9 protein-coding genes and 1 pseudogene are annotated in these 11,752 nt (G+C 51.2%); 5 read left to right on the forward strand and 5 right to left on the reverse strand.

All coding sequences use genetic code 11. From position 1 onward, the window contains the following. Window positions 1-145: 145 nt before the first annotated feature. A complete protein-coding gene (locus tag Q3A88_RS08770) occupies window positions 146-1,171 on the reverse strand; it encodes a hypothetical protein (protein ID WP_110164323.1) in 1,026 nt (341 codons plus the stop codon). Between the two features lie 523 nt (window positions 1,172-1,694). Between Q3A88_RS08770 and Q3A88_RS08775 the strand changes: the two are divergent. Beyond that, window positions 1,695-1,927, forward strand: a pseudogene (locus Q3A88_RS08775) (transposase family protein); the annotation flags it as partial. Here Q3A88_RS08775 and Q3A88_RS08780 read toward each other — a convergent pair. Next, on the reverse strand, window positions 1,925-2,269 hold the full coding sequence (locus Q3A88_RS08780; protein ID WP_233991259.1) for a ShlB/FhaC/HecB family hemolysin secretion/activation protein: 345 nt from the start codon (window positions 2,267-2,269) through the stop codon (window positions 1,925-1,927). The pseudogene Q3A88_RS08775 and the gene Q3A88_RS08780 sit on opposite strands and share 3 nt — an antisense overlap. A gap of 362 nt (window positions 2,270-2,631) precedes the next feature. Between Q3A88_RS08780 and Q3A88_RS08785 the strand changes: the two genes are divergently transcribed. From Q3A88_RS08785 to Q3A88_RS08795, 3 genes are all read left to right on the forward strand, one after another. After that, complete coding sequence (locus Q3A88_RS08785; protein ID WP_317177747.1) at window positions 2,632-3,783, forward strand: diguanylate cyclase domain-containing protein; 1,152 nt, start codon at window positions 2,632-2,634, stop codon at window positions 3,781-3,783. 319 nt (window positions 3,784-4,102) lie between these two features. Then, window positions 4,103-5,395, forward strand: coding sequence for a dicarboxylate/amino acid:cation symporter (locus Q3A88_RS08790; protein ID WP_040043780.1), 1,293 nt, complete (start codon window positions 4,103-4,105; stop codon window positions 5,393-5,395). Between the two features lie 340 nt (window positions 5,396-5,735). Continuing rightward, window positions 5,736-7,250 (forward strand): M16 family metallopeptidase, encoded by a 1,515-nt coding sequence (locus Q3A88_RS08795; RefSeq protein ID WP_205537708.1) that lies wholly within the window; start codon window positions 5,736-5,738, stop codon window positions 7,248-7,250. Window positions 7,251-7,332: 82 nt separating this feature from the next. On the opposite strand, the gene Q3A88_RS08800 is transcribed toward Q3A88_RS08795, so the two are convergent. Together Q3A88_RS08800 and yhjD are read right to left on the reverse strand one after the other, a co-directional pair. Then, a complete protein-coding gene (locus Q3A88_RS08800) occupies window positions 7,333-8,265 on the reverse strand; it encodes a sugar kinase (protein WP_010681401.1) in 933 nt (310 codons plus the stop codon). A 168-nt stretch (window positions 8,266-8,433) separates the two neighbouring features. Next, window positions 8,434-9,450 carry an inner membrane protein YhjD gene (yhjD, locus tag Q3A88_RS08805; protein WP_039551684.1) on the reverse strand — a complete coding sequence of 339 codons (1,017 nt, stop codon included), beginning with the start codon at window positions 9,448-9,450 and terminating at the stop codon, window positions 8,434-8,436. A 253-nt stretch (window positions 9,451-9,703) separates the two neighbouring features. Between yhjD and Q3A88_RS08810 the strand changes: the two genes are divergently transcribed. Beyond that, window positions 9,704-10,900 carry an MFS transporter gene (locus tag Q3A88_RS08810; protein WP_110164320.1) on the forward strand — a complete coding sequence of 399 codons (1,197 nt, stop codon included), beginning with the start codon at window positions 9,704-9,706 and terminating at the stop codon, window positions 10,898-10,900. A gap of 73 nt (window positions 10,901-10,973) precedes the next feature. Here Q3A88_RS08810 and Q3A88_RS08815 read toward each other — a convergent pair whose 3' ends face one another. Next, a complete protein-coding gene (locus Q3A88_RS08815) occupies window positions 10,974-11,531 on the reverse strand; it encodes a DUF2931 family protein (protein WP_317177748.1) in 558 nt (185 codons plus the stop codon). Between the last annotated feature and the right edge of the window lie 221 nt (window positions 11,532-11,752).

Below are 11,752 nucleotides of genomic sequence, written 5' to 3' on the forward strand. Positions count from 1 at the left end.
GGTCTGTTTGCTCACAAAACGGGCATTTTACCTCAACCGTTGCCATCAGGCTCTTCTTCTAAATATTTAGGAAAACAGATGAACATTCTACCTGACGATCACCGAGTTGAATACGTGACCGAAAAGACTCGGTTGCTGATTGACCTTATTTCTGTAATTCGTAGACTTTGAACGTATTCCAAATATCAAGGCCGATCAGCTTATTTTCCCCAGCACGGCGGAGAATGAAATCACTTCTGCGGTCAATAGCTTCTTTTTCCAGGTCACGTGGAATGCGAATCAGGCCATTATCGAGCTGCGCCTTAACCGATGGGCTTCCTGTTATTATCACTGTGCCGTTTTTTGTGATGGTAAAATCAACGTCACCACCGCGTGTTGCATAATGACCTACTGGCAACCCAGATACTGATGAGGCAATATCATTTTCGGTGAGTGAACGTAAATCATCTGCTTTTTGACACACTGATTCGTCCCACACACGTGTATTACAAGCCAGTTGCAGTGCGTCTCTTGCGGCAAGATATTGTCCATTATTCCACAATGACCTAGCAGCATCATTACACATTAATTCTGATAGCCCAGACCTGCATGATTCAGTAATGGTTTCGATCCACTCTGGATCTGATTTTCGTGGCATATCAAAGTTTTTTGTTTCTTCTGTAATTGTATTTATTTCGTTCTGAAAGAAAACACGAGTATGCCAAAGTTGGCAAGCCGTATAAAAGTTCTCTTGGCATAATTCCTTAAGTGTTTTCACATCACTTTCTACTATTAACCAAGAGCAAGTTCCTATATTGTCCCAACATTTTTTTCCTATTTTACTTTTCGGTATGCCAATATTCTCTTTACAATTTTTTCTTTCTGTCAGGACATACTCTTCATTAAAGTCTTTAACTTTTTTTTGTTCGATTAATTCATTTATTTCTGGTGGATTTAAACTATCAATTGAGATTATGTTAACCTTTCCATTATCTAGGGTATAGCGTGATGTAATGTATTCATCTTTGTATTTTTTTTGCAAAACCTGTGAATTTATTACATAAGCTTTAACCCCACTGTCATTGGTATAAATCCCACAGGTCAGCCCAGAAGAAGGTTGGGCGAGGGCGGGAAATGCGAAGAGGGTTATGATGAAAAGGAAAAACGTACGTAACTGCGTAAATAAAGACATCGTGTTTCACTCCATTGATGTTTGATTTTATTGCCGCGATCGCTTGGCAAGGGCACAAATTATACTCGTATAACTTTTCAATGGCGAACTTATTCTTTTAACTCACCAATAAAAGATAAGGCGATAATGTTGCTATCACCCAACTTTACTTCTTCTACAATATATGTAATCGAACTCTAAGGTTTTTATCTTATCTCGTTGTATTTATGAATTTTTCTATCTTATTTTTGACCTTCCAAAAGGAAAAGGAGCTTCGATTTAATTTCTTTTGGAACCATTTCAAAAAGAGATGATATAAGTTCTTTTTGGCCGCTATAAGCTATTGAAATTTCATCGCTACAGTTTTAAATATAATATCTTACTTGATTATTAAGAAAGTAGATGTCGCGATCTTCAAAGTCTGGCGTCAAGATCGTGTAAGCCAGGTTATCAGGGCGGGATCCCACTTTACTTATTGAAATAGAGAACTTATTTCGATTTTATTGATCTGAGCTTTATCTCCACTAACACTCAGTGAAAGACAATGACTATCTTTAATTATATCAATGAATTACCGACCCACGTTGCGAAACGAATAAAAAGCATGAAGTGATGGACGTCATTTTCCTCACCTTTACCGCCGCGCTAAGCGGCGCATCGGGATGGAAAGCCATACAGCAATTCGGTGAGTGCCAACTCCCGTGGCTGAGACAGCATTCTCCTTTTGCCAATGGCATTCCAAAACGTCACTGTATTGCCAATATTATCAAGGCATTATGCACTGCTGCCGATCGGGATCGGTTGGAAAAAGTCATTCCAGGCGTATTGGTAGCCGAGCGTCCAGTAGCCATAAGGCAAAGACATCCCGCCCGATAAGGCTTTGCTGCCGTAGCTATGGCTGAATGCGCTATCACGGCTTGCGGTGAGCCACCAGCGGTCAGCGAGTCGCAGTGGGTTATCAAACGTGAGGTGGGTAGAAAGCTGTTCGCGACCCGTGTTTTTTTGTCCACTGTTATCAGTGCTAATTGACAGGGTGACAGTGCGCTGACGCTGATGATGAGCGTGCCGCCGGAGAGGTCTAATAGGCCTGACTGGGTGCCTTACCCGCAATAATCTCACCCCATCACTTTATCGGGCAGGCGAGAATCCTGCCCGATTCTTCAGATTGCTCCCCGAATAGCGATACTGGCTTATGCAGGGGATATCCCCTATTCTGAGGCCGCGTTACCGCTGTTGCCAAAGGTAGCCTAGGATTAAGATGAAATCCCCCGAACATCAGCAGAAAACAGCGTTAAGGCGGCGATAAGCTGCCTTATACTATTTGCCGCGTGTAAATCGTGTTGCTGTGTGTAACGCGTGCGCATTTTTCGCGTTGTATATTGCTCACCTGTTTGTTGTTTGGTGGGCCAGGTATTCAGGTCTGCATAAAAGGTTGACGGAGAAAGCGCTTGCGGCTCAGACGTTCATTAACGATTAAACAGATGACAGCCGTGTCTGCCGTGGCACTGGTGACGATCAGCCTGTTTATCGTCATACAGCTCTTTCACTTTGTGCATCAGCGCCGTGAAGATTATGCCAAGCAGTTGGAGAGCATCGCCTATTCCGTGCGTCAACCGCTGACGGATGCGGTGTTACAAGGTGAAGTTCAGCGGGCGGGCAATATTCTGGACAGCCTATTACCCGTTGCCTTTCTGAGCCGGGCAGATGTGCTGCTGCCGGATGATTTCCAGACGCTGCACGCGAATTTCCCGAAAGAGCGTCCGGTGCCAGACTGGATCGCACGGGTCTTTAAGCTGCCTATCCGCATCTCTATTCCGCTCTATTCGCCGCCGCAGACGCAGTATTCGGCTCCGCTGGCGCATCTGGTGTTGCAGGCGGATTCCTACCGGATGTATCAATTTATCGTAAGCACCTTTTCAACCATGTTGGCGACGTATCTGCTACTGGCGCTGATTATGTCGATCGCCATTACCTGGTGCATTAACCGCCTGCTGATACACCCGCTGCGTGGGATTATTGTCGAGTTACAGAATCTCCCGCCGGATGACATGCTCCACCGCCAACTTACGCTGCCGCACTGGCATCAGGACGATGAGCTGGGCGCGCTGGTGCGCAGCTATAACCGCAATCAACAGCTGCTGGCGCAGTCGCTTTCTGCCGGAACGGAAGGCGCGGATCTGCCGGACAAAGCGCACTTCATGCGACGCCTTGAACAGCGTCTGGCCGATGCGACACCGTTCAGCCTGCTGGTTTTCGGGCTTGATTCGTCCGCCAGCAAGCAGGGCAAGGTAGACACGCTGGCGAAGCAGCTCAGCGCGGCGATTGAAGAACAGAACGAGGCTGGGTTCATCTATTTGGCGCGTCTCGACTGTGATGAGTTCGCTATCATCGGGAAGCAGCTGCAATCCGCCGGACAGGCGCAAGATTGGGCGCAAAACGTGATGCTGGCGATTAATTCTCCCTTTTTACCGGCGGGCTCCCAGCCTGCGCGGGCTGTCAGCGTCGGAATCCTTACCATTACCGATCCTCGACCCGAGGATGCGGCACTGCTTTTATCACAGGCACGTTTTGCTATGCAGCTGGCGCGGCGTGATAAAAAATCCGGGATTCATTCTCTTACGGTGCCTTCCTGAGTATTTGCAGGTAACGCAAATGTTACTTCTCATAGAAATGTTTCCTGAACGGCACATTCCCCGTATGACGGGGGTTTGAGGGCTTTTCAAGGCAATGTCGCTGCCGAAAAAATGTGCATCTGTTACAAGTAAATTGCACTGATGTTTCTTTATAATTCCTGCTGACGTGATTCAGCTCTTGTTTTTAACCTGTCGTTCACAAACTAAACTTATAAAACATTCTCAGCTTGTTATTGCAATGTTACTTTCCGGCGCAATCACAGGCGGCATTTTCGTACCCTATTCCCCTCCTGTGTTTTCCCCACCATAGGACGTATGTATGAAAACATCAATTTTTAAAAGTCTTTATTTTCAAGTTCTTGCCGCCATTACAATAGGGATACTGTTGGGGCATTTCTACCCCCAGCTTGGCGAGCAAATGAAGCCGTTGGGCGATGGGTTTGTTAAATTAATTAAAATGATTATTGCGCCGGTTATCTTCTGTACGGTAGTCACCGGTATCGCAGGCATGGAAAGTATGAAGTCGGTTGGTCGTACTGGTGCGGTCGCCCTGCTGTATTTTGAAATCGTGAGTACGATTGCGCTGATTATCGGCTTGGTCGTGGTTAACGTGGTGCAACCTGGCGTGGGCATGAACATCGACCCAAGTACGCTTGATGCGTCTGCGGTGGCGGTTTATACCCAACAGGCTTCGCAACAGGGTCTGATTCCGTTCCTGATGGACGTGATTCCGGCGAGTGTGGTCGGTGCGTTTGCCAGCGGTAATATCTTGCAGGTTCTGCTGTTTGCTGTGATGTTCGGCTTTGCGTTGCACCGCTTAGGGGCAAAAGGCAAAGTGATTTTTGACGTGATCGACAGCTTCTCCAAGGTCATTTTCGGCGTCATTAACATGATCATGAAACTGGCTCCGCTGGGTGCGTTCGGTGCAATGGCCTTCACCATCGGTAAATATGGTGTCGGTACGCTGGTGCAACTGGGGCAATTGATCGCCTGCTTCTATATCACCTGTGTTCTGTTTATCTTCCTGGTGTTGGGCAGTATTGCTAAAGCGACTGGCTTCAGTATCTTCAAATTCATTCGCTACATCCGTGAAGAACTGCTGATCGTACTGGGCACATCCTCTTCTGAATCCGTGCTGCCACGTATGCTGGAGAAGATGGAGAAGGTCGGTTGTAAAAAATCGGTCGTTGGTCTGGTTATTCCTACCGGCTACTCGTTCAACCTGGATGGCACCTCCATCTATCTGACAATGGCCGCGGTATTTATCGCTCAGGCGACCAATAGCCACATGGATATCTGGCATCAGATTACCCTGCTGGTGGTACTGCTGCTGTCCTCTAAAGGTGCGGCGGGCGTGACGGGAAGTGGATTCATCGTGCTGGCGGCAACGCTGTCTGCCGTGGGCCACCTGCCAGTTGCCGGTCTGGCGTTGATTCTGGGTATTGACCGCTTTATGTCAGAAGCCCGTGCGCTGACTAACCTGATTGGTAACGGTGTGGCGACCATCGTGGTAGCAAAATACTGCCGCGAGCTGGACGAGAAGAAACTGGATGCTGAGCTGTCTGGCACCAACAAGAACGATAATGGGATTACACCGACTGCACAGTCATAATTCCGATACGGTTTTCTAAATCAGTTCCCCACGGCGTTAACGCCCCGTGGGGAATTTTTTGTCTGCCAACACCTCGAACCAAACCGTTTCCCTTCCTTTTCTTACCCGCCCTGAAACGTAAAAATATTGTTAAATATGACTATTTTTACCTTTTTTGCAGATTATTTCGTCTTCTGGAGTGACATAGACAAAAGCGCGCTGTCCAAGGGAATGGTACACTTCGCGTCTTTAATTTTTTCCGTGATATATCCACGAGAGTGTGCGGTGGCAGACGCAAGGCCACCATAATGATCAACAATAACCACATTATTATGTTGGATAGCTATGAGTAGGGGTTCACATGCAGGGCACCAAAAAGGCGCTTTTCGTTGGTGGTTTGTTGCTGGCTGTGGTCAGCAGCGGCGTGCAGGCTGAAGCACTACAGCCCGATCCTGCCTGGCAGCAGGGTAAGCTTGATAATGGTTTTACCTGGCAGTTATTAACCACACCACAGCGCCCCGGCGATCGGGTTGAGCTGCGTCTGGTTGTGAATGCCGGGTCGCTGCTGGAAAACGCCCAGCAGGTAGGTTTTGCCCATTTTCTTCCCCGTCTGGCCTTAGCGCCCGGCGATAAGCTGTCTGCCGCCCAGCAGCCTTCTATGTGGATGCGGGATGCTAACAGCTCACGCGTCCTGCCTCCGGTCATTGTCTCGTATGACTTCACGTCGTATAACCTGAGTTTGCCGAACAATCGCCCCGAACTGCTGAAAGAAGCGCTGGCGTGGCTTGCGGAAAGCGCAGGGCAGATGACGTTTGACGAAAAAAGCCTACAGGCCGCGCTGAAGGTGCCCGATCAGGTAGCAACCTTTCCGATTAATCCACAGGATCCGAGCTGGCGCTATCGCCTGAAAGGCTCACCCCTGCTGGCGCACGATCCTGCTCAGGACGTCAAACCGCCGTTGAATGGCGAGCAGCTCCAGCAGTTTTATAAAACCTGGTACACGCCAGATGCGATGACGCTCTACATCGTCGGTCATGTGGATAACCGCAGCGTGATCGAGCAGATCGGGAAAGCCTTCTCCCCGCTGGAAGGAAAACGTGAAGCGCCCGCGCCGTTGCCGACACTGAGCCCGCTACCGCCACAGGCGATCAGCCTGATGAATAACAACGTCCAGCAGGATACGCTGTCGCTGATGTGGGATGCCCCGTGGCACCCGATTCGTGAATCGCAGGCGCTGGTTCGCTACTGGCTGGGCGATATGACGCGGGAAGCGATGTTCTGGCACCTACAGCAGGCGCTGGAGAAGAGCCCGCTGAAGAGCAACAATCTCCGCTTCGACTGCAATGTGTTTTATACCCGTTCTCAGTGCGCGATTCATATGGATGTCCCGAATAGTGAGGGCGTTGAGCCGGGCGTAACGTTTATGGCGCGTGAGCTGGCGACGCTGCGTGAAAAAGGGCTGACACAGCAAGAGTTTGATGCGCTGATTGCGCGCAAGACGGACGAGCTGAACAAGCTGTTTGCGACCTATGCGCGGACCAGCACGGACATCCTGATGGATCAGCGACTGCGCTCCCAGCAGAATGGCGTCGTGGATATTTCTCCCGAGCAGTATCAGAAACTGCGCCAGACCTATCTGTCCGCGTTGACGCTCGATATGCTGAATCAGGAACTGCACCAGCAGCTGGTACAGGATACGACGCTGATGTTGATTCAACAGCCTGGTGAACCGGAAGCGAATATGAAAGCGTTGCAGGAAGCCTACGACCGGATTATGACACCAGCGACCGAGCCGGTTGCCAGCGCCGCGACTGCGCCGGAAGGGGCCATTCCTGAAGGAACGAAACCGCAGGAAACGGCACCCGCCGCACAGTAATTCGTTAATCAGTAACTCATTAATCAGTAAATAGAAAAGGCCGCGATTGCGGCCTTTTACTTATTATCACGCGACAGCCTGTTTATGCAGGCATTGCCTCTAGCGGGATAATTGCGCCACGGTATTGAATGACCGTGCTGGCCGTCAGGTGACCGCGCTGTGCGGCTTCCTGCGTGCTGCCGCCGTTCAGACGTACTGCCAGATAACCTGCGCTGAAAGAGTCGCCTGCGGCGGTGGTATCGACCACTTTCTCTTTTGGCAGTTTGATCGCCGGGACATCAACCAGCTCTTGTCCGCGTTCAGACACGATGCAGGAATCGGCACCGCGTTTGATGACCACTTCGTTAACGCCCAAACCGTGCGTCCGATCCAGCACTGCTTCCAGCGGCTTCGTGCCCCACAGCATGTCTTCGTCATCCAGTGTCAGGAAAGCGATATCGGTACAGGACAGGATGTCGGTGTAGGCCTGCTGCGTTTCTTCTTTGCTCTGCCACAGACGCGGGCGGTAGTTGTTATCAAAAATCACTTTACCGCCGTTGGCGCGGCAGGCGCGCAGCAGGGCGAGAAGACGCTGACGGCTTTCTGGGTTCAGAATCGCCAGACTGATACCGCTCAGGTAGAGATAGTCAAACTGTGCCAGCGACTGACCAATTTTCTCTGCTTCCGGGCTGTCCAGCCAGTAGCGGGCCGCGGCATCATTACGCCAATAGTAGAATGTACGCTCGCCGCTATCGTCGGTTTCAATGAAGTATAAACCGGGCAACTTGTTGTCCAGTCGCTGAATCAGGTCAGTTTTCACCCCTTCTTTCTGCCAGGCAGCCACCATCTCGGTACTGAAGCTATCGGTGCCGAGCGCGGTCACGTAATGCACGCCCAGCTTATCAGCGTTTACCTGACGGGCAATGTAAACGGCAGTGTTCAGCGTATCGCCGCCAAATCCACGGTTAAGATCCGTGCCCTTCTGCGACAGTTCGATCATGCATTCGCCGATTACGGCAATGTTAGTAGTTGTCATCACTTTTGGCCTGTTTGAAAAGGTACCCTGCACCTGATGTTTATTGGGTATAAAAAATGCGGAAATTAACGTCAGTCTCAACATTACGCGAGACTGAGTCAATAGCCTTGAAACGATGTTTTATTTTTTCATGACGCAGATCGGAAAACCAGTGCTTTCACGCTGCTTTTAGCGATCGGAGGGCGGTTCTTTCTCTTGCTCATTCTTATCCGTCGAGGTGTCGCCTTTGTAGTTCGCCGTGGCGATCCAGGCTGCGCAGAAGAGCGTCAGACGCGCGAAGAAATAGAAGAACGCCATCAGGCCAATGACCGAACCGAACGCGGCACCGGAAGGTGAGCTGGCCAGTTTAGGCAGCGCGACGGTCATCGCGAATTTGATCACTTCAAAGCCCACGGCGGCGATCAGCGTGCCGCGAAAGAGCGCTTTGCGTTTGGGTTTATGGCGCGGTAAAACGAAAAATATCCACAGAAATAACAGATAGTTGGCGAAGATGGAGATTGACAGGGCAATCAGCGTCAACGCGGGGCGCAACCACTCAATGCCATCCAGCCCCAGCGCGGTCACAATCATGTTCTGCGCGGTGCCAGCAACGGAAGTCAGGAAAAGCGTAATGATAAGCGCAATGACCAAGCCGGTCAGCGACAGGAAATCCCGCGTGTACTGAAAGTAAATCTTCTCTTCATCTTTCGGGTTCCGTTCCCACACGTCGCGCGACTGGGCGCGAATCGCCTCACGCAGGTTTCCCATCCAACTGATGCCGGAATAGAGTGCGATCAGCAAACCGGTAATCCCCACGGTAGTACGCTGCTGTACGGCGGTGTTAACGGTACTTTTCAGCGTATTGGCCAGATTAGGATCGCTGATACTGTTGACGATACGGTTAATCAACTCTGTCAGCAGGTCAGGGTTGGAGGCCAGTACGAAACCCACGGCGGCAAAAGACACCATGAGAATCGGGATCAGCGACAGAAAGGAAAAATAGGTAATGGCCGCGCCAAACTGGTTGCCCATCCGATCGTTGAAACGTTCGCCCGCGCGAATCAGGTGCGCCACGCTGGGGATCGCCTGAATACGGGCGACCAGACGCTTACTCTTGCCCAGAAACGAAAGGGGTTTCTGTGGTGATTTATCCCCTTCTGGGGTTGACGATGTTGACTGGCGCTCCGGGTCTGCCGGTACAGGCATTGCGTTTCTCCTGTGTTCGGGATTAGTTTATTAGCATAAGGTTGATTATAACCAACAATATACTCGTCATCCTTCAAGTTGCATGTGCGTTGGCTGCGTTCAGTCACCCGAATCACTTACTTGAGTAAGCTCATCGGGACTCCTTCTCTTGCCGCCTGCCTGAAACTCGAATTATTTAGAGTATATAACAATATGATTTTTCAATTTTTTCTGAACGTACGTCATACACGGACGTTAAGCGAGTGAATTTTCCATGCCAACACCTTCCCCATCCGAACCGGCGCTGAGCGGTCTGCGCCTTAATCTGCGCATCGTTTCGATTGTGGCGTTCAACTTCGCCAGCTATCTGAATATCGGCCTGCCGTTGGCGGTGCTGCCGGGGTATGTGCACGATCACCTTGGCTACAGTGCATTCTGGGCTGGGTTGGTGATCAGCCTGCAATACTTCTCCACGCTACTGAGCCGCCCGCATGCGGGCCGCAGCGCCGATGAAAAAGGACCGAAGAAAATCGTCGTCTGGGGGCTCGCTGGCGTCATGCTGAGCGGGGTGTTTTACCTGATGGCCGCCTTTAGCGACGCCTCGCCTGCAATCACGCTGCTGCTGTTGTGTCTCGGGCGTATCGTGCTGGGTGCCGGACAGAGCTTTGCCGGTACCGGTGCAACGCTCTGGGGCGTCGGTGTGGTCGGTTCCCGACACATCGGGCGCGTGATTTCATGGAATGGCATTGCCACCTATGGTGCGATGGCGATTGGCGCACCGCTCGGCGTCTGGCTCAACCATATCGGTGGGCTAAAACTGCTTTCCGTATGCATTATCCTGATCGCAGCCGTGGCGATTGTCCTCGCGCTGCCGCGTCCGGCGGTGCAGGTCGCACCGGGGAAAAAGATTCCCTTCCGCGAAGTGCTGGGGAAAGTCTGGGTTTACGGCATTATTCTGGCGATCGCCTCTGCGGGTTTTGGTGTGATCGCCACCTTCATCACGCTGTTTTATGCTGACCGGAATTGGGAAGGCGCGGCGCTGACGCTAACCATTTTCAGCTGTGCCTTTGTCGGTGCACGATTGGTGTTTCCTAACAGTATTCAACGGTTTGGTGGGCTGCGCGTGGCGATGGCGTGCTTCGTGGTTGAGATCGTCGGGTTATTGCTGGTCTGGGGAGCGACGCAGCCGCTGATGGCGGAAGTCGGTGCATTCCTCGCGGGGGCGGGTTTCTCTCTGGTGTTCCCGGCATTAGGCGTTGTCGCCGTTCAGGCCGTATCGCCGCAGAATCAAGGGAGCGCGCTGGCAACCTATACGATATTTCTCGATTTATCGCTGGGCATCGTCGGGCCGGTGGCGGGCGTGCTGATGGCCTATACCGGCATCGCCTCTATTTATCTGGCGGCGGCGCTGCTAGGGCTATGTGGTCTGACACTGACGTGGCGGCTGACCCAGCATCCGGCGCAAGGATGAGGGTAGCTATAATAAACATCATGCCTCCTGATTGCCGATGATATGCCGCCGTTCCTTGCTCACGGTGACCTCATTACTTCACAGGCTGTTGGTCTGTTTTAGGCTGGTTGGCGCGGTAGGCATCCATGATCGGTGCCCAGTCCATACCTAATGGGACAGGGTGCTGTTTAAACAGTTCGCCGTACTCTTTGTCGAAATCATCAATGCCGTATTGTCTTGCTACGGGTACCTTTTTATCATACCAATCATCGGTGACCTCTTCGGCAATGCCACGGGCAAGCAAGAGATCCGGACTGACGCCAAGTAAATCCCCCTGCAGTAACACCTCATAATAGCCGCCGGGGGCAAGACCAAAATAGAGCCAGTTACGCTGGTCAGTTCGTTCGCCAACCTGATAACGCTGTTGCATTTGCTGGGCTAAATTTTCAGGTAAATCAACCGTGATTCGGTACCGCTTACGATCGTAGAAAGAGACCATCTCTATCGAAACCTTATCAGGGACGGGAACGCCTTCGGTAGGTAAGCCCCCCCCCCCCAGCCCAGTAATAACGTCGGGCTGTGATTCTGTCGCCCAGCAGTCCACCCGCCCCACCGCCCGCTTCACGATCGGAGTAAATAAGTTTTCCACCACGATAAAACTCCGTTCGCGTATTGTTAGTGATATCAATATTACTGCCCGTACCATAACTCCAGTTAACCGGAGTTCTGACATTTGGGCTTGAGCAGGCGGCCAACGAGACACAAAGCCCCACGACCATAATAAAAGATCTCAACATCATGCCTCCTGATTGCCGCTCACGTGCCGCCGTTCCTTGCTGATGGTGACCTGATTACTTCACAGGCTGTTGGTCT

Origin of the sequence: Pectobacterium sp. HCp5_1 (assembly GCF_032905925.1) — a bacterium.
GTDB lineage: Bacteria > Pseudomonadota > Gammaproteobacteria > Enterobacterales > Enterobacteriaceae > Pectobacterium > Pectobacterium brasiliense_A.

Bases quoted from the DNA above. Each gene is read 5' to 3' on its own strand.
- Q3A88_RS08800 (WP_010681401.1), bottom strand. From the start codon at position 8,265: ATGACAACTACTAACATTGCCGTAATCGGCGAATGCATGATCGAACTG.
- Q3A88_RS08810 (WP_110164320.1), top strand. From the start codon at position 9,704: ATGCCAACACCTTCCCCATCCGAACCGGCGCTGAGCGGTCTGCGCCTT.
- Q3A88_RS08770 (WP_110164323.1), bottom strand. From the start codon at position 1,171: ATGTCTTTATTTACGCAGTTACGTACGTTTTTCCTTTTCATCATAACC.
- Q3A88_RS08785 (WP_317177747.1), top strand. From the start codon at position 2,632: ATGACAGCCGTGTCTGCCGTGGCACTGGTGACGATCAGCCTGTTTATC.
- Q3A88_RS08790 (WP_040043780.1), top strand. From the start codon at position 4,103: ATGAAAACATCAATTTTTAAAAGTCTTTATTTTCAAGTTCTTGCCGCC.
- yhjD (WP_039551684.1), bottom strand. From the start codon at position 9,450: ATGCCTGTACCGGCAGACCCGGAGCGCCAGTCAACATCGTCAACCCCA.
- Q3A88_RS08795 (WP_205537708.1), top strand. From the start codon at position 5,736: ATGCAGGGCACCAAAAAGGCGCTTTTCGTTGGTGGTTTGTTGCTGGCT.